Source organism: Salinicola aestuarinus, assembly GCF_003206645.1.
Classification (GTDB): domain Bacteria; phylum Pseudomonadota; class Gammaproteobacteria; order Pseudomonadales; family Halomonadaceae; genus Salinicola; species Salinicola aestuarinus.
Genome location: NZ_PZJP01000006.1, coordinates 193,350 through 216,915 on the forward strand (window position 1 = coordinate 193,350; position 23,566 = coordinate 216,915).

The 23,566-nt window shown below is 63.7% G+C and carries 19 protein-coding genes; 7 read left to right on the forward strand and 12 right to left on the reverse strand.

Annotated features, from left to right (window positions below; all coding sequences use genetic code 11):
* Nucleotides 1-32: 32 nt before the first annotated feature.
* Entirely contained in the window at nucleotides 33-1,334 is a 1,302-nt protein-coding gene (locus DOM41_RS10610) for a TRAP transporter large permease (protein WP_110686834.1), read from the forward strand.
* A gap of 117 nt (nucleotides 1,335-1,451) precedes the next feature.
* Here the strand turns inward: DOM41_RS10610 and DOM41_RS10615 are convergent, their stop codons facing one another.
* The 3 genes from DOM41_RS10615 to mtgA all read right to left on the reverse strand — a co-directional run bounded on the left by DOM41_RS10615 (nucleotide 1,452) and on the right by mtgA (nucleotide 4,878).
* Nucleotides 1,452-2,381 carry a Gfo/Idh/MocA family protein gene (locus DOM41_RS10615; protein ID WP_110686835.1) on the reverse strand — a complete coding sequence of 310 codons (930 nt, stop codon included), beginning with the start codon at nucleotides 2,379-2,381 and terminating at the stop codon, nucleotides 1,452-1,454.
* Between the two features lie 30 nt (nucleotides 2,382-2,411).
* Complete coding sequence (locus tag DOM41_RS10620; protein WP_110686836.1) at nucleotides 2,412-3,971, reverse strand: sodium:solute symporter family transporter; 1,560 nt, start codon at nucleotides 3,969-3,971, stop codon at nucleotides 2,412-2,414.
* A 199-nt stretch (nucleotides 3,972-4,170) separates the two neighbouring features.
* On the reverse strand, nucleotides 4,171-4,878 hold the full coding sequence (gene mtgA, locus DOM41_RS10625) for a monofunctional biosynthetic peptidoglycan transglycosylase (RefSeq protein WP_110686837.1): 708 nt from the start codon (nucleotides 4,876-4,878) through the stop codon (nucleotides 4,171-4,173).
* Nucleotides 4,879-5,015: 137 nt separating this feature from the next.
* Between mtgA and DOM41_RS10630 the strand changes: the two genes are divergently transcribed.
* Nucleotides 5,016-5,849 carry an alpha/beta hydrolase fold domain-containing protein gene (locus DOM41_RS10630; RefSeq protein ID WP_110686838.1) on the forward strand — a complete coding sequence of 278 codons (834 nt, stop codon included), beginning with the start codon at nucleotides 5,016-5,018 and terminating at the stop codon, nucleotides 5,847-5,849.
* 26 nt (nucleotides 5,850-5,875) lie between these two features.
* Here the strand turns inward: DOM41_RS10630 and DOM41_RS10635 are convergent, their stop codons facing one another.
* The 3 genes from DOM41_RS10635 to DOM41_RS10645 all read right to left on the reverse strand — a co-directional run bounded on the left by DOM41_RS10635 (nucleotide 5,876) and on the right by DOM41_RS10645 (nucleotide 9,384).
* Complete coding sequence (locus DOM41_RS10635; RefSeq protein ID WP_110686839.1) at nucleotides 5,876-6,808, reverse strand: ABC transporter substrate-binding protein; 933 nt, start codon at nucleotides 6,806-6,808, stop codon at nucleotides 5,876-5,878.
* A 348-nt stretch (nucleotides 6,809-7,156) separates the two neighbouring features.
* Nucleotides 7,157-8,008, reverse strand: coding sequence for an S-formylglutathione hydrolase (gene fghA, locus DOM41_RS10640; RefSeq protein ID WP_110686840.1), 852 nt, complete (start codon nucleotides 8,006-8,008; stop codon nucleotides 7,157-7,159).
* 266 nt (nucleotides 8,009-8,274) lie between these two features.
* Entirely contained in the window at nucleotides 8,275-9,384 is a 1,110-nt protein-coding gene (locus DOM41_RS10645; RefSeq protein ID WP_110686841.1) for an S-(hydroxymethyl)glutathione dehydrogenase/class III alcohol dehydrogenase, read from the reverse strand.
* Nucleotides 9,385-9,574: 190 nt separating this feature from the next.
* On the opposite strand from DOM41_RS10645, the gene DOM41_RS10650 reads away from it, so the two are divergent.
* Nucleotides 9,575-10,447, forward strand: a complete 873-nt coding sequence (locus tag DOM41_RS10650) for a LysR substrate-binding domain-containing protein (RefSeq protein ID WP_110686842.1) — start codon at nucleotides 9,575-9,577, stop codon at nucleotides 10,445-10,447.
* 50 nt (nucleotides 10,448-10,497) lie between these two features.
* Here the strand turns inward: DOM41_RS10650 and DOM41_RS10655 are convergent, their stop codons facing one another.
* Nucleotides 10,498-11,244: a Crp/Fnr family transcriptional regulator gene (locus DOM41_RS10655; protein ID WP_110686843.1), complete on the reverse strand. Its 747-nt coding sequence runs from the start codon at nucleotides 11,242-11,244 to the stop codon at nucleotides 10,498-10,500.
* A 171-nt stretch (nucleotides 11,245-11,415) separates the two neighbouring features.
* Nucleotides 11,416-12,795 (reverse strand): L-serine ammonia-lyase, encoded by a 1,380-nt coding sequence (locus DOM41_RS10660; RefSeq protein ID WP_110686844.1) that lies wholly within the window; start codon nucleotides 12,793-12,795, stop codon nucleotides 11,416-11,418.
* A gap of 188 nt (nucleotides 12,796-12,983) precedes the next feature.
* On the opposite strand from DOM41_RS10660, the gene DOM41_RS10665 reads away from it, so the two are divergent.
* Together DOM41_RS10665 and DOM41_RS10670 are read left to right on the forward strand one after the other, a co-directional pair.
* Nucleotides 12,984-13,946, forward strand: a complete 963-nt coding sequence (locus DOM41_RS10665; RefSeq protein ID WP_110686845.1) for a LysR substrate-binding domain-containing protein — start codon at nucleotides 12,984-12,986, stop codon at nucleotides 13,944-13,946.
* Nucleotides 13,947-14,244: 298 nt separating this feature from the next.
* Nucleotides 14,245-14,862 (forward strand): hypothetical protein, encoded by a 618-nt coding sequence (locus DOM41_RS10670; protein WP_110686846.1) that lies wholly within the window; start codon nucleotides 14,245-14,247, stop codon nucleotides 14,860-14,862.
* A 156-nt stretch (nucleotides 14,863-15,018) separates the two neighbouring features.
* On the opposite strand, the gene DOM41_RS10675 is transcribed toward DOM41_RS10670, so the two are convergent.
* From DOM41_RS10675 to DOM41_RS10685, 3 genes are all read right to left on the reverse strand, one after another.
* Nucleotides 15,019-15,684 (reverse strand): response regulator, encoded by a 666-nt coding sequence (locus tag DOM41_RS10675; RefSeq protein ID WP_110686847.1) that lies wholly within the window; start codon nucleotides 15,682-15,684, stop codon nucleotides 15,019-15,021.
* Nucleotides 15,685-16,016: 332 nt separating this feature from the next.
* Entirely contained in the window at nucleotides 16,017-17,969 is a 1,953-nt protein-coding gene (gene acs, locus DOM41_RS10680; protein WP_110686848.1) for an acetate--CoA ligase, read from the reverse strand.
* Nucleotides 17,970-18,115: 146 nt separating this feature from the next.
* Complete coding sequence (locus DOM41_RS10685; protein WP_110686849.1) at nucleotides 18,116-18,703, reverse strand: SprT family zinc-dependent metalloprotease; 588 nt, start codon at nucleotides 18,701-18,703, stop codon at nucleotides 18,116-18,118.
* A gap of 161 nt (nucleotides 18,704-18,864) precedes the next feature.
* Between DOM41_RS10685 and DOM41_RS10690 the strand changes: the two genes are divergently transcribed.
* Nucleotides 18,865-19,545: a YecA/YgfB family protein gene (locus DOM41_RS10690; protein ID WP_110686850.1), complete on the forward strand. Its 681-nt coding sequence runs from the start codon at nucleotides 18,865-18,867 to the stop codon at nucleotides 19,543-19,545.
* Between the two features lie 9 nt (nucleotides 19,546-19,554).
* Here the strand turns inward: DOM41_RS10690 and DOM41_RS10695 are convergent, their stop codons facing one another.
* Nucleotides 19,555-20,682, reverse strand: a complete 1,128-nt coding sequence (locus tag DOM41_RS10695; RefSeq protein ID WP_110686851.1) for a phospholipase D-like domain-containing protein — start codon at nucleotides 20,680-20,682, stop codon at nucleotides 19,555-19,557.
* 119 nt (nucleotides 20,683-20,801) lie between these two features.
* Between DOM41_RS10695 and plsB the strand changes: the two genes are divergently transcribed.
* Complete coding sequence (gene plsB, locus DOM41_RS10700; protein WP_110686852.1) at nucleotides 20,802-23,225, forward strand: glycerol-3-phosphate 1-O-acyltransferase PlsB; 2,424 nt, start codon at nucleotides 20,802-20,804, stop codon at nucleotides 23,223-23,225.
* Nucleotides 23,226-23,566: the final 341 nt, after the last annotated feature.

The following is a 23,566-nucleotide window of genomic DNA, read 5'->3' on the forward strand; positions in this document are numbered from 1 at the left end:
ATACTTTCTTCTATCGCTGCAGGTGACCTCCCGTGCTGACGCTCAGTCTCGCGACGCTGGCGACGCTCGCCATTCTTCTCGGCGGCGGTGTCTGGATCGCCTTTGCACTGCTCGGTACGGGCTGGGTCGCGCTCAGCGCGTTCACGACCTTCGATGTCGGCCCCATTCTCGCCTCGGATTTCTGGGGCGCCAGCTACGGCTGGGATCTCACGGCGCTACCGATGTTCGTCTGGATGGGGGAGATCCTTTTTCGCTCTGGCCTCGCCGACAACATGTTCCGCGCGCTGTCACCGTGGCTGAACCGAATTCCGGGACGCCTGCTGCACTCGAACATTATCGGCAGCGGCCTGTTCGCCGCGGTCTGTGGCTCCTCCGCCGCCACCTGCGCGACCGTCGGCAAGATGACGCTCCCCGAACTCGAACGCCGCGGCTACAGCGAGACGCTGGCGGTGGGCACGCTGGCCAGCGCCTCCACGCTGGGACTGCTGATTCCGCCGTCGATCATGATGATCGTCTATGGCGTGGTCACCGAGCAGTCGATCTCGCGCCTGTTCATGGCGGGGGTCGGCCCGGGGCTACTGCTGCTCGGGCTGTTCATGGGCTACCTGGTAATCTGGTCGCTGACGGCCGGCCGCAACGGCGGCGCGGGGCACCCCGAGCCGACGCTGCCATTCGCCGACAAGATTCGTCATAGCTGGCAGTTGCTGCCACTGCTGGCGCTGATCGGCGGCATTCTGGGCAGCATCTACGGTGGCGTCGCCTCACCCACCGAAGCGGCAGCCATCGGCGTGGTGCTGTCGATGGTGATCGCCCGACTCAACGGCCACTTCGACCGCGGAATCTTTCTGGAATCGATGTTCGCGGGGCTCAGAACGTCCTGCATGATCGCCTTCATCATCGCCGGCGCGTCGTTTCTTTCCTCGGCGATGAGTTTCACCCAGCTTCCGACGCAGCTCGCCACCGCGATTGGCGAGCTGGGGCTGTCGCCGAATGTTCTGCTGATCGTGCTCACGGGGTTCCTGCTGGTGCTGGGCTGCTTCCTCGACGGGATCTCGCTGATCCTGCTGGTGACGTCGATCGTCATGCCGCTGATCGACGCCGCGGGCATCGATCCGATCTGGTTCGGCATCTATCTGGTGATCGTGGTGGAGATCTCGCAGATCACGCCGCCGGTCGGCTTTAACCTATTCGTGATCCAGGGACTGACGGGCAAGAACATCTTCACCATCGCCAAGGCGACGCTGCCCTTTTTCCTGCTGATGCTCGCCGCCATCGCCTTGATGCGTCTGGTGCCCGAGATCGTGCTCTATCTGCCTCGGGCGATGAGCGGCTGACGCCGCCAGCCGGGAGACAGGCCGAACCGGTGCACAAAAAAACCGCGACCGTGTCGCGGTTTTTCGTTCTGGGCTGCGCTGTAGAGCGCGTCAACGCCAGCGCAGCGTCGCGACCCGTTATTCGATGAAATCTTCCACCGTGCGCCGCTGGCCGAGCATCAGCGCGTCGGCGACATGGCGGAAAGGGGCGACGTCGACATCCGATTCGCCTTTCTGAATCAGTGAAGCAAAGCGCTCGTAGAGCCCGGGATACTCGACATCCGGCCCAGCGTCCACTTCCTCGCCGTCGATGGAGAGCCGACTCCCCCCCTCGGAGAGGGTCAGGCGTCCTTCGTCGGTGTCGACATGGATTTCCCAGATCGGCGGCGTTCCGGTCTGACGGAAATCGAACTCGGCGTGGATCGGCATGTTGACGCCGTCGACGAAGTCCAGCGAGGCGGCGATGGGCGTCTGGCAGTTGCCCGGCATCTGGAGTTCCGCATCGGTCAGATGGAACGGCCGCGGCAAAATCGCGGTGACGATCGACAGCGCATTGATGCCGGGGTCGAAAACGCCCATGCCGCCCGGCTCCCAGATCCACGCCTGCCCCGGATGCCAGACGCGCACGTCCTCCTTCCACTCGATGTCGACGCGGCGAATCTTGCGCGTGGCGAGCCAGCGCCGCGCCGGCGCCACGCAGTAGGCATGGCGGGAGTGCCAGCTGGCAAACAGCGTCACGCCGCAACGGTGGGCGTCTTCGCGCAGCGTCTCGATCTCCGCAAGCGTCGCCCCCGGCGGCTTCTCCAGCATCACGTGCTTGCCGTGGGCCATGGCCAGACGTGCCTGGGCGGTTCTTACGCTCGCCGGCGTGCAGAGCGATACCGCATCGATCGTCGGCCCCTCTTTCAACAGCGCGTCGAGCGACTCGAAGTTGGCGGTGTTGGCGACCTCGGCGTTACGGCTGGCGACCGCGCTCAGGCGGTAACTGTCGTTGGCGTCGATGGCCGGATGATGCTGATCGCGGGCGATCTTGCCGTAGCCGACGATGGCGAGACGGATGACATCCATGGCGGAAAATTCCTCGCGGGTGAACGGTCGCTACCGCAGCGCATAAACGATGACCGCGGTCAGGACAGAGACGATAACGATGCCGATCATGACATCCCGCGGCACCCGCTCCAATCCCTCTTTGGCCAGCAGCGCAATGCGCGCGTCACTCGCCGCCGGCGTGTCGCGAGTACCCAGTATCCTGGCCCAGAGCGCGGTGAAAAGCGCCGTGGCGACGAACAGAATGCCGCCGATGATGGTGAAGTGAATCGGCAGCACCCCGGTCTCCACCAGCACGAACAGCACCGCACTCAGCGCATGACCACAACCCAACCCACGCAGCGCCGCCGAGGGGCCCAGCGACTTGAACCAGAGCCCCATCAGAAAGGTCGCCACCAACGGCGAGGCAACGAAGGCGAACACCTGCTGCAGGTAGGTCCAGAGACCGGAGAAGTACTGGATCATCGGCCCCCAGAGCGCGGCGATGGCCGCCAGCACGAAGGTGCAGATACGCCCCCACTTGGCGAGCTCGGCGTCACTCAGCTTGGGTCGCGCTGGCTGGATGAAGTCCACTGTCAGAAGCGTCGCCGAGGCGTTCAGGGTCGAGGAGAGCGTCGACATCAAGGCGGCGATGAGTCCCGCCAGGATCAGCCCGGTGAGCCCCACGGGGGTGAACTCCGCCACCATGGTGGGATAGACCTGGTCGGGGTGCTCCAGGCCGGGCAGCAGCGGCACCACCATCGCGCCGGGAATCGTCATGATGAAGATCGGCAGCAGCTTGAGCGCGGCGGCAAAGATCGAGGCGCGTCCGGCGGCGCGGATGTCCCGCGCGCCGAGCAAACGCTGGACCACATACTGGTTCATCGCCCAGTAGTAGAAACCGACGATCGGCACGCCGGTGATGAGCCCGAGCCAGGGCACGCTCGGGTCGTCGAGGGGTCGGATCAGCGACAGCCGCTCGGGACTGACCGCCTCCTTGACGTTGCTCCAGCTATGATCGAACTCGCCGAAGATGATCCAGGTCATCGCTGCCGAGCCGCCGATCAGCACCACGGCCTGCAGCACGTCGGTGTAGACCACCGCCTTGAGCCCCCCGAACGCCGTGTAGACGCTGGTAAACAGCGCCAGCAGCGCACACACCTCCCACAGATTGGTACCGGGAATGAACGTGGTGACGATCAACCCACCGGCGTAGAGCGTGCCGGCGGTATCCAGAATGATCGAGAGAAAGAGGGTGATGACCGAGAGATACTTGCGCAGCCGGGAGTCGAAGCGCCGCTCCATCAGCTCCGGCATGGTGGTGACGCGGGCCCGCATCAGCACCGGCAGCACGAAGATCGCCGCGAACATCAGCACCACCCCGGCCATCCACTCGTAGTTGGCCGCCGAGATCCCGTGCTGATACGCCGCCCCCGGCAGGCCGATCAGCGTGTCCGAGGAGATATTGGAGGCAAACAGCGAAAAGCCGATCGCCATCGGCCCGAGCGTACGTCCGGCCAGAAACAACTCGTTCGGCGTGGTACGCCCACGCGCAGTCTTGTAGCCGATGGCGGTGACGATGAGAAAGTAGACTGCAATGACGGCGAAGTCGCCGAGTTCGAGATTATTCATGATCCGCTCGCCCTGTCGCTATTGTTGTTGGCAGCGCGGGCACGGCGTCGGAGGTAATCCCTCCCTCAAGCATCGCCGACGTCGAGTGCCAGACGCGCGAATGCCGGGCGTCGATAACGCTCGACATTGAGATCAGGCTAGCGATTTCTCCTGGCCGTTGGCAACTCGGCGACAGCCGAAGGGCGCGTGTCCGCCGGCGCTAGTCGAGCTTTTGCAGGAACGCCGTGCCGCCTAAATTGCGCATCTGACGTTCGATCCAGGCGGCGCGCTGACGCACCTGAGCGGAGGGCTTAGACGCGCTTCGACCGCGCGGGTTGGGCAGGATGGCAGCGAGCCGCGCTGCCTGAGAGACGCTGAGATTGGCGGCGGAGGTGCCGAAGTAGCGCTGCGCGGCGGCTTCCAGGCCGAAGACGCCAGTGTCCCATTCGGCGATGTTGAGATAGACCTCGAGAATGCGCTGCTTGGGCCAGAGCGCCTCCATCAACAGCGTGAACCACGCCTCCAGCCCTTTGCGGATCCAGCTGCGGCCGGTCCAGAGAAAGAGATTGCGCGCCGTCTGCTGGCTCAGGGTGCTGGCGCCGCGCAGGCTACCGCCGTCGGACCACGTCGTCAGCGAGCGCTTGATCTGGGCGACATCGAACCCCCAGTGTTCGGGAAAGCGCTGGTCCTCCCCTGCCATCACCGCCACCTTGGCGTTGTCCGACAGTCTTGACCAGGGGGTCCACTGCTGATGAATCTGCAGATTCTCGCCGTCGAACCAGGAAGTGATCTTGCGCTCGGCCATCACCATCGAGCCGAACACGGGCACGAAACGAAACAGCAGCACGAACAGCACCGACAGCCCGACGAAGGCCGCAATGGCGATCACACAGTAGCGCAGCAGCCTGCGGGGCCAGCCTGTCGTCATGGAAAGCGCTCGCACACGAAAGTAGGCTTGGCAGTATAACAAGGGCTTGGCGCACTGCGTCGGCGAGTCACGCCGAGGGGGAGTCGCGCCGAGAAAGTGTCACTCCGAGAAAGAGTCCCGCGGAGGGAGAGTCACGCATGCCGATCGATAGTTTCATTCGCCGCCTGTCGACGCTGAATGCCAGCGCCTCGGCGCCGCTGGACGAGCGCCGACGTCTCTACGACGCGCTGCACCGCACCCATCGTCCGCCGGACCCGCCCGGCCTGCGCGTCGACATCGATCGCATCGACCACGTTGAGGTGCGCCGATTCGTTCCCGCAGACGATGGCGGCGCGCCAGTGGTCTACCTGCACGGCGGCGGCTGGAACCTCGGCTCGACACAGAGCCACCACGGGATCACCGCCGATCTCGCCGCGCGCCTCGCCCGGCAGGTGATCAGCGTCGACTACCGACGACTGCCGGAGGCAAGCTATGCCGAGGCGCTGGCGGACTGTCGCGCAGTGGTCGCCGCCACTGCCCCGATCGCCGTGGTGGGGGACAGCGCCGGCGGGCGGCTGGCCCATGATGTCGCTCACCTCGAGGCCTTCTCTGACGTGCTCGGCCTGATCTATCCCGTACTGGGTACCCCGACGCCCGAGACGCTGGGGCCGGATGGCCCACTGCTCTCCCGCGACGATGTGCTGACCCTGTGGGACATGGCAGCGCCGACCGTGCCGACGATCGACCCCGCGAGACCACCGACGCTTGCCATCGAGACGCTCGCCGTGGAGCGAGACCCGCTGACTCGGCCACTCGAGCGCATCGTCGGGCAGTGGCGCGCCGCGGGGGCGTCCGTAGGCTATCACTGCGCGCCCGGGATGGTGCACTCGGCGCTGCACGGTCACGCCGAACTGGATGCCATGCACCACGCCTGGGGCGCATTCTGCGCGGCCCTCGGTGAGCGGATCGCCAGCGTCACGGCTTCCCGCTGAGAGCCACGTTTGCGTGGCGCCCGCGGTCAGGTGTCGCTTTGCGCACGAACCGCATCGATCGCCGGCGCGCCATCGGTACTCGTCACGCCGTCGAGCCACGTGGCGACGGTATCGCCGTGGGCCCGAATCCACTCGCTGGCGACCGCCTCTGCCGGACGCTCCTCGTGGCTATACTGATAGACCCAGTCATTCTGGTCCTCGATATCGACCGTGAACTGGGATAGGAACCGATAGAGGTTCGGATCGTCGCGCTCCAGCGAGCCCGGCACCAGCGTCCACACCGTACTCAGGATATCGGCCACGCCACTCTCGTCGCTGTCCTTCAGGTAGTAGAGGTCGTAGTTGACGTTCATCCAGTGCGGTTCCCAGCCGACAAACGTCACCCACTCTTCGGCATCGATCTTCTGATCGGCGTAGGCGAGCATCGCGGCGGTGGAGCTCTCCTTGAGCTGCCAGTCCCCGAGCCCAGCCTTGTCGGCCTCGATGGCCGCGAGAATGGCGTCGTTGATGCCGGTCCCCGCCTCGATCCCCTGAATCTCCCCATGGAAGCGATCCCGGTAGCGGACGAGGTCGGCAACGCTCTCGACCCCGGCTTCATGAACGTATCCGGGAACCACCAGACCGGAGTTGGCGTTGCTGATGTTCTTCGCGGGATGGGCAAGCGAGCCATCGGCAAGACGCGGATCGGTCATCGTTGCCTGGACCGGATACCAGTTACCGAGATACACATCGAGCTGATCGTTGACCAGACCATTCATGATCACGCCGACGGCGAGTTCGTCCTGATGCGTCTCATAGCCCATCGCTTCGAGCAGCTGGGCAGCGACTTCGGTCTTGACGGTGACGCCAGGCCACGGCGAGACGCCGAAGCGCACGGTGTCGAGATCGGCGTGAGCGCTACTCGCCGCCATCAGCGTTGCGGCGGCGAGTGTGTGGACAACGGTCTGGCGTCGTAGCATCGAAAGAACCTCGGTCGGTCGTCGGGAGAGCGTGACGGCGACAACCGATGGAACGAGGGAGTCGACGACACGGACTGACCGCTACTATGACGCAATGTCCGACGTCGGCTTGCCACCAAGCGACACTCTCCGTGCACGAGGTGACACCAAATGCGCGCAACCCACCGGCCGGCTTCCTGATGGGAGGGGGGACGCGGCGGCCGCGGCCGTCTCGTGCCAGGCATCTCGGCGGCCCTCATTGGCAAGCGACCCGCGATCACCCCCCCATAAAAAANNTTTTTTATGGGGGGGATCGCACCCGAGTCAGACTCGGGCGTCGGGGCCTGTCATCGAGCCCGGGCATCAGGCTCAGGCGCGAAGCCGCTCGGCGTGATAGCGCAGATGCTCATCGATGAAGCTGGCGATGAAGAAGTAGCTGTGATCGTAGCCCGGATGACGACGCAGCGTCAGCGGATGATCGTGCTCTTCACAGACCGCTTCCAGACGCTCCGGCTTGAGCTGCTCGTCCAGGAAGTTGTCTGCTTCTCCCTGGTCGATGAACAGTGGCTGGCGGGAAGAGCCGCGTGCCACCAGCTCGCAGGCGTCGTACTGGGTCCGCAGGCCGACGTCGTCACCGAGATAGTTCTCGAATGCCTTCTGCCCCCAGGGCACCTGGGTTGGGTTGACGATCGGCGCGAACGCCGACACTGCGGCGTAGCGACCGGGCTGACGCAGCGCCAGCACCAACGCACCGTGGCCGCCCATGGAGTGCCCGCTGATCGACTCGCGACCGTTGACCGGGAAGTGCAGCCGCACCACCGAGGGCAGCTCCTCGGTCACGTAGTCGTACATGCGGTAGTGCCGCGACCACGGCTCGACCTTGGCGTTGAGATAGAACCCCGCCCCGGAGCCGAAGTCATAGCTGTCGTGTTCACCCGGCAGGTCCAGGCCGCGGGGGCTGGTGTCCGGACAGACGATAGCGATGCCTAGCTCGGCAGCGGTGCGCTGCGCGCCGGACTTCTGCATGAAGTTCTCGTCATTGCAGGTAAGCCCGGAGAGCCACCACATCAGCGGCACCCGCTCCTCTTCCGCCTGCGGCGGCAGATAGATCGCAAAGATCATGTCGCAGTCCAGCGCCCGCGAGTAGTGCTTATAGCGCTTGACCCAGCCACCGTAGCTCTTCGTGGCCGAGACCAGCTCCAGCTGTTCGCTCATCGACATGCGATTCTCCTCTCCTCGTGCGCCCCGGCGTGCATGACGGCACACCGGGGCCGCGTTGGCCGCGCGCCGCGTCCCTGACTGCCCTGCCGCGCAGTCAACGACAAGCGCTGTGGGGCGCCTGTTACCGCGGTTAGCGCCGTTACCGGCGCGTCGTGGTCCGCATTCACACGCCCCCGACGTCCCTCGGCAGTTCGAGCGGCTTTGGGCTCGTCAAGCGCCGAGCGGCGTCGGGCTCGTATCAAGCGCCAAGCAGCGTCGGGCTCGTATTAAAAGTGCAGTACGGTCCGGATACTCTTGCCCGCATGCAGCAGATCGAACGCTTCGTTGATCTGTTCGAACTTCATGTCGTGAGTCACGAACTCGTCGATCATCAGCTCGCCGTCCATGTAGCGCTGGACGTAGTCCGGCAGCTCGCTGCGGCCCTTGACGCCACCGAAGGCAGAGCCTTTCCAGACGCGTCCGGTCACCAGCTGGAACGGTCGGGTCGAAATCTCTTCGCCGGCACCGGCAACACCGATGACGATCGACTCGCCCCACCCTTTGTGGCAGCACTCCAGCGCCGAACGCATGACGTTGACGTTGCCGATGCACTCGAACGAGTAGTCGACGCCGCCATCGGTCAGATCGACGATTACCTGCTGGATCGGGTCGCTGTAATCCTTCGGATTGACGAACTCGGTGGCCCCGAACTGGCGTGCCATCTCGAACTTGTCCGGATTGACGTCAATGGCGATGATGCGCGAGGCCTTGGCCATCTGCGCGCCCTGGATCACCGCCAGGCCGATCGCCCCGAGGCCGAAGACGGCGATGGTCGCACCCGGCTCGACCTTGGCGGTGTTGAGCACCGCGCCGATGCCGGTGGTGACACCGCAGCCCAGCAGGCAGATTTTGTCGAGCGGCGCCTCCTTGGAGACCTTGGCCAGCGACACTTCCGGCACCACGGTGTACTCGGAGAAGGTCGAGGTCCCCATGTAGTGGTGCAGCGACGTACCGTCTTTGGAGAAACGGGTCGTGCCATCCGGCATCAGGCCCTTGCCCTGGGTCGCGCGCACCGCGCTGCAGAGGTTGGTCTTGCCGGAGAGGCAGAATTTGCACTTGCCGCACTCGGCGGTGTAAAGCGGAATCACATGATCGCCGGGCTTGAGGCCTTCCACACCTTCACCGACTTCCTCGACGATGCCGGCGCCTTCATGGCCCAGAATCGAGGGGAAGAGCCCTTCCGGGTCTTTGCCGGAAAGCGTGTAGGCATCGGTGTGACAGACACTGGTCGCGACCATGCGCACCAGCGCTTCGCCGGCTTTCGGGCCCTCGACGTCAATCTCTTCCAGGGTCAGCGGTTTGCCCGCTTCCCAGGCTACGGCAGCACGGGATTTCATGATCTGGTCTCCTTTCTTGTCCGGGTCGCTGGCACCGAGTTGGCGACGCGACTGTATCGCAATCAGTCTAGGCCTTAGTTGCCTGGCAATAAACCTGGCGAATGACAGATGATTGTTGCTGATGTGCAATAATCAGCGATCGAACATGCCGTTGGCGTGTCCAATTGCATTGAGGGAACGGGGAGAGGTCATGTCACGCTGGGATGGAATCGAAGCCTTTGTGGCGGTCGTTCGACTGGGCACGTTTTCTCGCGCTGCCGCTTCACTCAAGGTGTCGAGTTCTCATGTCAGTCGCCAGGTGAGTCAGCTCGAACAGCAGCTGGGCACGCCGCTGCTCTACCGGACGACCCGTCAGATACGACTCACCGACGGTGGCGCGATCTACTTCGAGCACTGCCGCGCGCTGCTGGACGGTTTTCGCGAAGCGGAGGATGCACTCAACGCCCTGCAGACCCAGCCCCAGGGCAGGCTAGCGCTGAGCTGCGCGACGACCTTTGGCGAGCGCTTCATCGCCCCGCTGGTCAACGACTTCCACTGCCGCTATCCGCAGCTGGACGTCCACCTGCACTTCACCAATCGCACGGTTGAGCTGATCGATGAAGGCTTCGACGTTGCCATCCGCATGGGGGTACTCAAGGATTCGAGCCTGCTGGCCCGTCGACTGTGCGACCGGCGAGAATACGTGGTGGGCTCACCGGCGTATTTCCAGCGCATGCCCGCGCCACACAGCCTGTCGGAGCTCGCTCACCACAACTGCCTGGTGGGCTCGCGGGATAGCTGGCTATTTCAGGTGGACGGCCGGCGACGCGAGATCAAGGTCTCGGGCAACTGGCGAGGCAATTCCGGGCCGGCACTGCTGGATGCCGCGCGCAAGGGGCTGGGGCTGGCACAGCTGCCTGACTACTACGCGGATGAGGCGCTGGCCCGCGGCGACCTGGTCTCGGTGCTCGACCGCTACCAGTTCACCGATACGGCGGTGTGGGCGGTCTACCCCCGCCACCGTCAGCTCTCGTCGAAAATTCGACTGCTGGTCGATTTTCTCGCCCAGCGGCTAAGCGAGTGAGCCGCTGGCGAGAAAGTCATACCGGCAAGGGGAAGGATGCGGGAAGGGGATCAGCTATCGCGTTCGGTCGTGAAGAAGTGGGCGATACCGTCGTTGAGATAGGCATCCGCGAACTCTGCCTCGCGCGCCAGCGCAGCGGGGTCCGGCAGCTCGATACGCTGACGGGCACGCAAGATCAGCCCCTCTTCTCGAAAGGTCGTCAGCGTTCGACTGACATGCACCGACGAGAGCCCGAGCGCATCACCGAGATGCTGTTGCGACAGCGGCAGACGAATGCTGTTGCCGTCACGGGCTCGCGTGCGTTCGAGCCGCACGTACATCTCGTAGATGAGATGTGCCAGACGCTGGCGCGCACTCCGCCGGGCCAGATTGACCAGCCGCTCGGTGAGCAACGCCTGCTGATGTGACGAGATGGCGAAGAAGATCGCCGATAGCGTCAGCGACTCGCGAAACACGTTGAGCAGTCGGCGATGGGGAAAGTGACAGACGACGCCATCCTCGAGCATGGCGACACCGGCGAGTCGCTCCTTGAAGGCGAACTCGCGCAGGCCGATGATGTCGCCGGGCAGGTAGATTTCGAGGATCTGACGCGAGCCGTCTTCCATGTGACGAAACGAATAGGCCCAGCCCCGGCTCAGTGTGCAGAACTCGCGCGCAGAGTCGCCTTCCTGCCATAGAATCTGATCGGCCCGAACCTTGCTTGGGCTCTGCTCGAGACTGGCCAGCAGCGTTTCATCGTTCTTGGAAAGTGTCCGGTAGTGCTCAAAGTGACGAGTAATGCAGCTATCTTGGCTCATATCCCCTTGCCTTTATCATCTTTTACGGACACCGATCCGGCCGACACCCGATAGAGAGCAGCGATATTGGCATAGCGGCGAGCCCTTGTCGTTATTCGCGATTATGGTCGTTGGGCCTCATACGTGTTTGGGCGTCCGTACTCAGACGCTACCGAATGGCGCCGACTCGCTTCAGCACTCGATGGTGTTCACCGCCAGCCCGCCCCGCGACGTCTCCTTGTACTTGTCCTGCATGTCGCGGCCGGTATCTCGCATCGTCCGAATCACCTTGTCCAGCGAAATGAAATGCTCGCCGTCACCCCGCAATGCCATCTGGGCGGCATTGATCGCCTTGACCGCCGCAATGGCATTGCGCTCGATGCAGGGTACCTGCACCAGCCCCGCCACAGGGTCACAGGTCAGTCCCAGATTGTGTTCGAGGCCGATCTCGGCGGCATTGGCGACCTGTTCCGGCGTGCCGCCCAGCAGCTCAGCCAGCCCTGCCGCCGCCATGGCGCAGGCGGAGCCCACCTCGCCCTGACAGCCCACTTCCGCCCCGGAGATGGAGGCATTGGTCTTGCAGAGAATACCGATCGCCCCCGCCGCCAGCAGAAAACGCACCACGTCGCGTTCACAGGCCTCGGGCTCGAACTTCATGTAGTAGTGGAGCACGGCGGGCACAATGCCCGCCGCGCCATTGGTGGGCGCGGTGACCATTCGCCGACCGGCGGCATTTTCCTCGTTGACCGCCAGGGCGAAGAGGTTGACCCAGTCCATCGCCGAAAAGGTGCTGGCGATGAGCCCCTTCTTGTCGTCCAGCGCCATGAGGTGGCGATGCAGTGACGGCGCCCGGCGGCGCACGTTGAGCCCACCCGGCAGTACACCCGGCTGGTCAAGACCGCTGTCGACGCAGGCCTTCATGGCCAGCCAGATGCGCCATAGCCGGTCGCGAGTTTCGGCTTCGCTGCGCCAGACGCTCTCGTTGGCGAGCATGACATCACTGATCGACATTGACTCGCGCCGGCAGATCACCAACAGCTCGGCGCCGGTCTTGAAGGCATAGGGCAGCGTCACCGTCGGCGTCGCCGGCTCCTGATGTGCCGCCTGCTCCGCATCGACGACGAAGCCGCCGCCCACCGAGTAATAGATGTTGCTAAAGAGACTACCGCTGGCGTCGAACGCCTCGAGACGCATCGCGTTGGTGTGGTAATCGAGGATCTCGTCGCACCAGTGGATGTCCCGCGCGCTGTCGAAGGCAACGCTGCGCACGCCCCCCAGCTTCAGCTCGCCGTCACGCTCGAGGGCGGCAAGCTTTAGCGCCAGATCGTCCGGGTCGACCGAGATGGGGCGCTCCCCCATCAAACCGCCAAGCACCGCGCTGTCCGTATTGTGTCCCTTGCCGGTGGCACTGAGCGAGCCGTAGAGCGTGATCGAGAGACGATCGACCACGTCCAGCAGCGAACGCGCGTGCAGCGCCTCGACGAACTCGAAGGCCGCCTGCATCGGGCCGACCGTATGGGAGCTCGAAGGGCCGATACCGATCTTGAACAGGTCGAACACGCTGAGGGTCATGACGCTCTCCTTTCGCCGCATCGCGCTGGCACCGTCTGCCTCCTCGAATTCCGGTGTTTCCTCCGGGGATCGACGATGGCGTTAGCGTCCGGGCGAGTGGGCCAAAATGTAGTTTGACTTCAGTGTGCCCGCCGGTTACACCGGTCTCAATCCACTAAATCTGCCAAGCGTTTTAGCCTGACTAAACCATGCTGACCCCGCTCAATTCTCAGACGCACGCCTGGCTCAAGGTCTTCGCCGTCAGTGCCAAGCACCTCTCCTTCACCCGCGCGGCGGAGGAACTGCACGTCACCACCGGCGCGGTGAGCCAGCAGATCAAGCAGCTGGAGGATCGACTCGGGTTTCGCCTCTTTCGACGGCTGCCGAGGCAGCTGGCGCTCACCGAGGAGGGCGAACGCCTCGCCGGGGTGGTGTCACAGGCCTACGATGCGGTGGGGCTGGAGGTCGATCGGCTCCGCGGCGGGGTGATGAGCGGCGTGATGCGACTACGCTGCCTGCCGTCGTTTCTTGCCAAGTGGCTGATGCCACGGCTGCCACGACTGCAAGCGCGCTTCCCGGATATCGAGCTGCACGCCAGCGCCGAGGACAGTAACCTGTCGCTACTCGACGGCGGTTTCGATCTGGCGATCGACCTCAACGATGGCCACTATCCAGGCTTGCAGACGACCCCTCTGATCGACGAGCAGATCTTTGCGGTCTGCTCGCCACAGTTGCTCCGCCGGCGCCCGCCCCTCACCCACCCCAATGTGCTCGGCTATTATCCGCTACTGCATGATGTTACCGCCTGGCGCGGCAGCCACGATTACGCCGAATGGGAGCACTATCTGGCGGCGATCGGCGGTGAGGGCGTCAACGTGCGCCGCGGCTATACCTTCAATCGCAATCAGCTAACCGTCGAGGCCGCCATCGCCGGCATGGGCGTCGCGATCGCCCGGCGCACGCTGATCGGCAACGAACTCGAGAGCGGCCGCCTTATCGCGCCGTTCGACGGTACCGTGACCACCGGCAAACGCTATGGTCTGGTCTATCAGCAGGGCGCTCTCGACGACCGCCGCATCCGCGCGATTCATGACTGGCTGGTCGAGGAAGCGCGGCGATCGACCCTCGCCACTGCCTCGGCAGCGAGCGAGGCCTTCGATGGCGATGATTGAACAACCTTGGCCAGCCGCAAGCTGAGCGCACTTTGTCCCGCCCTCTCGGCGCGACGTGTCGTATTTCCCTATTCAGCGTGTCGTATTTGACCCTTGAGAGAGTGGAGAGTGACGCCCACTGGAATTCTGGAAAATCAATCTCGACGTCGGTGCCGCTCAACGCGTCGATCCAACCTTAAAAAAACTTAAGATACATTTCTCGAGGCTGGCACAGGTGATATTATTAGCGGACTATCATTCAACTCGAGAGTCGACCGTGTCTGCTGCGCCCTCCCCCCAACCGATCACGTTTCGATCCATGTCGATTCGTGCCGTGCTCTATATTCTTGCGCTGGCCGCACTGGCCCAGGCGGCGCTCGTCATCGATGCCTGTCGTGCGGGTGGCCCCGATTTCAGCGAAGTGTCGTTCACCGAGATCACGCAGGCGCTGCTGTTGCTTTCGGCATCGCTGCTCATGGTTTACATGCGCCAGTGTCAAAGAATGTTCCCGACAGCGGCGCTGCTACTCGGGGGACTGTTCTTCGCCTCGTTCATTCGTGAAAACGATATGTGGCTGGACACCTACGTGTTCGACGGTTCCTGGCAGGTACTGGTAACGCTGGTCACACTGCCGGCACTGGTCATCGCGATCGTTCGACGCCAACAGCTCTTGAGCGAGCTTCGACAGCTGACAGACAGCCTCGGTTTCGGTCTGTTCGCCGGCGGTTTTCTCATCACCTACCTCTTCTCGCGACTCTACGGACGCAGTGAACTCTGGCATGCGCTGATGCGGGAGGACTATCTGCGGGTCGTCAAGGACGCTGCCGAGGAGATCACCGAGATGTCGGGCTATGCCCTGATGCTGTTTGGCTGCCTCGAGATGGTATTGCTGGCGCGACGCGTGCAGCGTGCGCGGCAAGTCGCGCACGCGCGTTGACCGAAGGGGAGCGAGGGCTCCCTATTCCATCGACGGAAGCCATCCAAGACGGCGTGCCTCTTCCGCCCTTTATAGCCACAAAAAAAGCGTATCCAGGCGATACGCTTTTCTGGGTTGCCTTCCCCATTCGGGCCCATGCGGCCCCTGCGATACGCTTTAATCGTTCGCGACTTTGGGGGGGTCGATCTCGAGTTTCTGCGCCGCGATCACGGCCTGGGTGCGGGAGTGCACACCAAGCTTTCTCAAGATCGCCGTGACGTGAGCCTTGATGGTCGCTTCAGAGACGTTCAGCTCGTAGGCGATCTGCTTGTTGAGCAGTCCCTCGGTCAGCATGTTGAGCACCCGAAACTGCTGGGGGGTCAGCGAGGCGATCGCCTCGGCGAAACGGGCATCCTCTTCGTTACCGTCGCCCATGGCGTCGGCCATTGCCGGCGGCAACCAGACTTCGCCCTGCAAGACTTCGCCGATCGCCTCGGCGATCGTATCCAGCGAGGCGGACTTGGGAATGAATCCCGAGGCACCATAGTCGATAGCCCGGCGCACGACGTCCATCTCTTCACTGCCTGACACCACGGTTACCGGGATATCCGGCATCTGCCCGCGCAACTGGATGAGCCCGGAAAAGCCATGGGCGCCTGGCATATGCAGGTCAAGCAGGATCAAATCGGCGTCGGGATGACGGGTTACGACCTCGGTGGTCGCTTCCATCGTATCGGCTTCGACGATCTCCGCCTGGGGAGAGACCTGTCGCAACGCCTGGTTGAGGGCCGCCCGGAAGAGTGGGTGGTCATCGGCGACGATGAATTTCTGGGCGAAAGCCATTAAATCTCCTCCGGTATTATCGGGATGGTATCCACAACGGCCACGCGAAATGACATGGCTAAAAACACGGCTAATGGCATGTTACCCCATGCACTCACGGATTCCCAAGTCTCAACTCGGCTCGCGCAAGTTCGTTAATATTTCATTGAAAAAACCGGCTTTTTGCGCGAATAAAAACCCAAGTTACTCGCACAATAAACCGGCTTTTGAGGTAGCACCCAGCGCTGGCTTTCCTAGTCAAACGCGGGGTACCGGTCATCGAAACTCAGACCAGACTGCCCGATTCATTTAATTGAATAGTCGAAAGGCCGCGTCAATCTCGCTCCGATTAATCATTCATCACGATGACGACTATCAATCAACTCCTCGACGACACTGGGGTCGGCAAGCGTCGACGTGTCGCCTAGCCCGTCGGTCTCGTTCGCGGCGATCTTCCGCAGGATACGCCGCATGATCTTGCCCGAGCGCGTCTTGGGAAGTCCCGGCGCCCATTGAATGGCATCCGGCGTGGCAATGGGACCGATATCCTTGCGCACCCACTGTTTGAGTTCGTGTTTGAGCTCATCGGTGGGTTCCACGTCATCGTTCAACGTGACGTAAACGTAGATGCCCTGCCCTTTGATGTCGTGCGGAAAACCGACCACCGCCGCTTCGGCGACGGCGCTGTGCGCCACCAGCGATGATTCGATTTCAGCGGTGCCCATACGGTGCCCCGAGACGTTGAGCACATCGTCGATACGCCCGGTGATCCAGTAGTCGCCATCCTCGTCGCGCCGACAGCCATCCCCGGTGAAGTAGACACCCTCGTAGGTCGAGAAGTAGGTCTGCACGAACCGTTCATGATTATTCCAGATAGAGCGCGCCTGACCCGGCCAGGAGTCGAGAATCACCAGATTTCCCTCGGTGGCGCCCTCGAGTCTTTTGCCCTCGTTGTCGACCAGCGCAGGCTGAACGCCGAAAAAGGGCTTAGTGGCACAACCGGGCTTGAGATCGGTCGCTCCCGGCAGCGGCGTGATCATGTGCCCGCCGGTTTCGGTCTGCCACCAGGTGTCCATGATCGGGCAGCGTGAGTTACCGATGACACGATAGAACCAGTCCCAGGCTTCGGGATTGATCGGCTCGCCCACCGTACCGAGAACGCGCAGCGTCTCGCGACGACTGTCATCCATGATGTGCTCACCGTGTGCCATCAGCGAGCGAATGGCGGTCGGCGACGTATAGAGAATGGCGACGTCGTGCTTGTCGACGATGCGTCCGAGTCGCCCGTGATCCGGGTAGGTCGGTACGCCTTCGAACATCAGCGTGGTGGCACCGTTCGCCAGCGGTCCATAGACGATGTAGCTGTGTCCGGTGATCCAGCCGACATCGGCCGCGCACCAGTAGACTTCTCCATCGCGATAATCGAAAACACTCCGATGCGTCAGCGCCGAGTAGAGCAGGTAGCCGCCGCAGGTGTGTTTGAGTCCCTTCGGGGTGCCCGTGGAACCGGAGGTATACAGGATGAACAGCGGGTCTTCCGCGTTCATCGTCTCCGCAGGACACTCGGTCGATTGCGCGTCCACCAGTTCATCGAACCAGCGATCTCGCGACGCCTGCCACTCGATGTCGCCCCCCGTGCGGCGAAGCACGATGACCGACTCGACGATATCGGTGCCATCCCGCGTCAGTGCCGCATCGACGTTCTCCTTGAGCGGCACCTGCTTGCCACCGCGCACCGATTCATCGGCAGTGATGACCAAGCGCGACTGCGAGTCGACGATTCGGCCGGCCAGCGCATCCGGCGAGAATCCGCCGAAGACGACAGAATGGACCGCGCCGATACGGGCACAGGCGAGCATCGCCATGGCCGCCTCGGGCACCATCGGCATGTACAGCGTCACCGTATCGCCCTTGCCGATCCCGAGCGACTTGTACGCATTGGCGAGCTGACACACCCTGGCGTGCAACTCACGATAGGTAATGACCTTATCCTGCTCGGGGTCGTCACCTTCCCAGATGATGGCCGCCTGATCGCCTCGGGTCTCGAGGTGACGGTCGAGGCAGTTCTCGGCAACGTTGAGTTCGCCATCCTCGAACCAGCGGATGTCGACATTGTCGGAGGCAAACGACGTGTTCTTGATTCGGCTCGGCTCTCGCGACCAGCTCAGGCTCCTGGCCTGCTCACGCCAGAACCCTTCCGGGTCCTCCACCGACTGGCGGTAGAGCGTCTCGTAACGCTCACGATCGATACTGGCGTTCGCCGACACCTGCTCGTCGACGGGATACACGCGTTTCGAATCGCTCATTCCAGCCTCCCCTCGTTCTCGGTTTCGGTACCCGCTCGGATTGAAAGCCTAATTGGCTCAATGTGATAGCGGTCTGGGTTAACTCTCTCTCCAGCATATAACGCCGGTGTCGGTACCCCCCTATTAGACCTTTGTCGCAATCGGCGTCAGCCGGGCGCGGAAGCCGTCTCGGCAGCGTCGGCCCTGCGGTCGAAGACCAGCGGCGCGCCGCAGCGACGACAGGCATAGCGCGAGCCGCGTCGCGCCATCGCATGGCGACGGGACGTGAAGGCGTGCCTCGTATCGCAGTGGCAACGATAAAGGTAGGGCTGCGGGCTTGCCTGCGAGACATCGAGACGATGGGTGACGTTCGGCGCCACCCCGAACAGGTCACGCATCACTCTCTGCCACTCCCGCCCGTGCGGCCTCGCACGCCGCCCCTCCTTGAGATGGAAGACCAGCCAGTGCGCCATCTCGTGGGCGACGATCTCATCGAAAAAGACGCGCCGATTATCGGCCAGCAGCACCGTGTTGAAGCGTAGCCCACCGCGGCCATAGTGCGCCTGTCCGGCGCTGCGACCTCTGAGATCAAACCAGACATGCGGTCGCGGTAGCTCAGGATGCACCTCTCGGGCTAACCGCCAGGCCGCTTCAACTCGCGCCATCAGGCAGTTCCGCAGCGCCGTCTCATCGAGGGCCTCCAGCTCGGCGGCGTCGCTCGTGGGCAGTGCGGGGATCAAGGCAGAGAAAGACATGACACTCCAACCGGCAGTGGCGAGCTTGCCACCCTCAGGACATGAAACGATCGCGGGCGCGGCGCTCGCGGCGGGAATGATAGAATGACGCTAGAGAATAACGGCGTCCAGTTCGATGCCGGCGCTCACCCCCAGCCAACCCCGCTTGAATGGAGCCCCCCATGTCCGAGAGCCGAGAGCCCGTCACGCCAGACGAAGCCATCGATAGCCGGCCGCCGCTGGACGACGACGCCCTGGCCCGACTCGACGAGTCCCTGTCGCCGGAAACCCTCGGCGAAGACGCTCCGGACGTGGTCACCGCTCACGGTTTCCTGGTCGCGCTCGCCGTGGCGCCCAACCCGATCCCGCCGGAGCGCTGGGTGCCGGAACTGTTCGACGGCGAACCCGCCTTTGACAGCGATTCCGAGCGTGACGAGACCCTGCAGCTGTTGCAGGCGCTCAAGGCGAACGCCGGTGAGATCCTCGAGCGCGGCAACTGGGTCGAGCTGCCCTTCGATACCGAACTCGACGACGAGGGGGATACCGCCGCCGCCATCGAAGACTGGTGCGCGGGGTTCATGCTCGGCGTCTTTCTGGACGAATCCGCCTGGTTCGCCCAGGACGAAGCGCACGTCGCTGCCCTGCTGCTGCCCTTCATGGCGCTTTCCGGGCTGTTCGACGACGAGCCGGAGATGAGCGAAATGGTCGACGACGATTCCCAGTTCACGACGCTCGCCGGACAGCTTCCGGAGCTGACGCTGGATCTCTACCTGCACTTTCGGATTCCGCCGGAGCCTCCCAAGCCGGCATCCAAGGGCGCGCCCAAGCGTCAGAATCGTCGCGGCGGGCGCGGCAAGCGCTGACACCCGCGACTACTTGAGTCGTGTCACCCAGGCGTTGAGCGTTCCGAACCCCCACTCCCGCAGGCGCTGATACCAGGGACGGCGCGCCCAGGCATCAGCGTCGATGCGGCGGCTGGCGGCGAAGTTACGCTCGAACAGCGCCACGACTTCGGCGGCGAAGGCAGCGTCCTCGATCTCCTGGTTGGCCTCTAGATTCCACTGCAGGCTCCAGTGATCGAAGTTGCAGGAGCCCAGAGAGACCCAGTCGTCGGCGACGCTGAACTTCGCGTGAATGAAATTGGGCTGGAATTCGTAGATGGTCACCCCCGCTTTCAGCAGCCGGGAGTAGAAACGCTGCCCGGCGTAGCGCACCCCGGGATGGTCGTGACGCGAGCCCGCCAGCAGCAGTCGGACATCGACGCCGCGACGCGACGCTCTCGCTAACTGACGCCGCAGGCTGAGGGTCGGCACGAAGTAGGGCGTGCAGAGCCACACTCTCTGCTTGGCGGTGCCGATCCGCCCGTGCAGCGAGTGCCGGATGGCTTGATAGCGGTGTCCGCGTCCGGCAATGACGCGCCCGCGCGCCGGCCGCTGAGCCGTCAACGGCGGCGGTGTCGGCAACTCGAGTCGAGACGACCGCCGCTGGCGAAGACGGTCACCCCGCGTCAATGATGACTCCCACACTTGAACGAAGAGCCGCATCCAGTCGGTGACGACCGGCCCGCGAATTCGAACGGCCACTTCGTACCACGCCTCAACGAACTCATCGACGACGCCGAATCCGCCGGTAAAGGCAGTCTCGCCGTCCACCACCACCAGTTTTCGGTGATCGCGCATCAAATTGCCGCCGAGTCGCGTGACCGACAGCGGATTGAAGAACCGTAGCTCGACTCCCCCCTGCTGCAGTCGCTGCCGATCGCCACGCGAAAGCCCCATGCTGCCTACACCGTCGAGCATCAGATTGACCGTTACGCCTCGCGCGACGGCATCGACAAGCCCCGTGATGAACTGCGCGGCAAGCTCACCGGACTCCATGAGATAGAGTTCGATCCAGAGAAACCGCCGGGCACCGGCGATCGCCTCGCGCATCGCCGGCCAGAATCGCTTCCCTTCCGGCAATAGGTCGAACCGGTTGTCTGACTTCCACGTTGCGCTCATCGCACTCGACTCGCTCCTTGAGACGGCGATTGACGCACGTTTGTCACGCTGGGGGAAGGCCGCGTCGTCGGTTGCCCGCGTTGCCGCTATACTCGTGTTTTTGCAAGGGATATCCGTTCATGACGAGAGTACGCACGCGACGTCGGTTCGGCTATCGTCTCGCCACCCGCGCCCTCGATGGCTGGCTCGATTTCCGTCTCATCGAACCGGAACCGCCAAGGGTCGAGGCCGAGCTGCCGACGGTCTATGTCATGCCACACCCGGCCTTGAGCGATGAAGTGGCGGTCTCGCAGCTGACCCAGCGCCTCGGCCTGCCTGACGCCTCTTGCCCGGTCACGATCGGCGACATCACGCTCCCCGGCTGCATCGCGCTACCCGACCCGCGCCGAAGCGGGCGCGCGCGGGCTAAACGGGCCGGCGTCTTCGAGCCACTGCTGGAGACGCTGTCGCGCCATCCCGAACTCGATGTTCAGCTGGTGCCGATCAGCGTGTTCTGGAGCCGCGCCCCGGCCAAGGAGTTCGGTTTCTGGAAGATGCTCGCCGCCGATGACTGGGCCTGGAGCGGACGCCTGCGCCGTCTGCTGTCGGTCGTCGTCAACGGTCGCCAGCTGGAGGCTCACTTCGGCCAGCCGATTCGGCTGCGTGCGCTGGTCGACGAAACGCCCTCGCTGCTGCCCCGCAAGATCGCTCGCGTCCTGCGCGTCCATTTTCGTCGTATTCGCACCCGCGTACTCGGCCCCGACCTCTCCCACCGGCGGACGCTGGTGCGCGGTGTTGTCAGCAGTCGGGCCGTGCAGCAGACGCTGCAGGAAACGGCCCAGGCGAACGCCACGTCGCTGGATAAAGAGCGGCGGCGAGCGGAACGCTACGCCCGGGAGATTGCCTCCAACATGTCGTACCCGGTGCTTCGCTTCTGCTACCAGCTTCTCAAGCGACTCTGGAACCGACTCTATGACGGCGTGGATGTCCATGGGCTCGACGCCGTCAAGGCGATCGCCGGCGACAAGACGCTCGTTTACGTGCCCTGTCACCGAAGCCATATCGATTATCTGCTGCTCTCCTATGTGCTCTACCGGGAGGGGCTGATGCCGCCCCATGTAGCGGCCGGACGCAATCTGGACATGCCGCTGGTTGGCCCCCTGCTGCGCCGCGGTGGTGCATTCTTTCTGCGCCGCAGCTTCAAGGACAATCGGCTCTACGCCAGCGTATTCAACGAGTACCTGCATCGCCTGATCGAGGGCGGTCACCCCGTCGAGTACTTCATCGAGGGCGGACGATCGCGCACGGGCCGCATGCTCTCGCCGCGCCCGGGCATGCTGTCGATGACGCTACGCTCTTACCTGCGCGACCCCGTGCGCGATGTCGCTTTCGTGCCCGTCCATGTCGGCTACGAAAAGGTTATCGAGAGCAACGCCTACCTGCGCGAGCTTAGGGGCGAGGCCAAACAGAAAGAGTCGCCTTTCGCGCTGGTTCACGCCCTGCGTCATCTACGCAAACCTCACGGCCGAGTCACGGTCAACGTCGGCGAGCCACTCTCGCTGAGGGCATTCTTGAATGACAGAGCCCCTCTCTGGGAGCAACAGCGCGAGCAGACCCGGCCCGAATGGCTCACCGACATCGTGCCGGCGCTCGGCGAGACGTTGGCACAGCGGATCAACGCCGCCGCCAGCCTCAATGCCATCTCGCTGGTGGCGATGGCGCTGCTGGCCACGCCCCATCACACCCTCGAGGCGGATCTGCTCAGGGAGCACATCGCCCTGCTGGTCCGTCTGCAGCAGGCGGTGCCGGCCAGCGACCGCCTGACCTTGCCGGCAGGCGAGCCGGAGGCGTGGCTCGAGCATGCCGTCGATCTCGGTTTTGTGACCCGCCAGCCACAGGCACTGGGCGAACTGATTACGGCCTCATCGGAGCAGGCAACCCTTTTGACCTGGTACCGCAATGGGGCGCTGCACCTTTTCACGCACATTGGCCTCATCGCTTTTGCCTTTCGCAACAACACGGCCTTCACGCTCGACACCCTGGAGGCGATGCTGGCACCCGCTTGGCCGCTGCTTGCGCGTGAGTTGCACTTCCCGGCCCCCGACTCTCCCGGTGAATGCCTGCAACGAACGCTCGCAGCGCTGGGTGCCGAGGATCTGTTGCAACACCAAACCGGGGAGTGGTGCCGCCAGCCGGGGCATCTCCCCTCGAGCGAGCACCTGCGACTGCTCGGTCAGCTGGTGCAACCCACGCTCGAGCGTGCCTACCTGCTCGTCGCCATCCTGCTGCGGCACGCCAGCGGTACCCTGACGCGAGACTCGCTGGAGGAACATGGCCGGCATCTTGCCGAGCGGCTCACGCTACTGGCAGGGCTCGATGCCCCTGAGTTCTTCGACAAGCGGCTATTCAGTGACATCCTCGACACGCTGATGGCCCAGGGTTGGCTGACGCTGAAGAATGAACGCCTTCATTATCCCCAGGCGCTGCCCGAGGCCCAGGCGCGCAGTCGAGCGCTCTTCGACCCGGAGCTTCGCCACCGAATCGTCCGGCTCGCCGAACGCTGAGGGGATTGCAGTCATCGGGCGTCGGCTGGCTCGCCCCTATCCACCTGGCACGTTGAGATCTCGGGACAGCCCACCGCCGCTCTCTAGCGACAGCCTTCGGGGTGGCGATGCCGTCCGAAATCTCGCTGCGCGCAAGGCAAACCTGGCCTGAGTGGCTATCCACAATCGCCCGGAGGTTTAGACCCTGCCGGTGCAGTGAGGCTTTCCAGATCCGATGCAGGGAGGAATCGGCGACACCGTAAGCCATGGCACTTCCCCCGCCGACGTTTCGACCAGCCACAAAAAAGCCGGCCCCGAGGGGCCGGCTTCGTTCGATGGAGCGGTCGTGACCGCCCAGATCG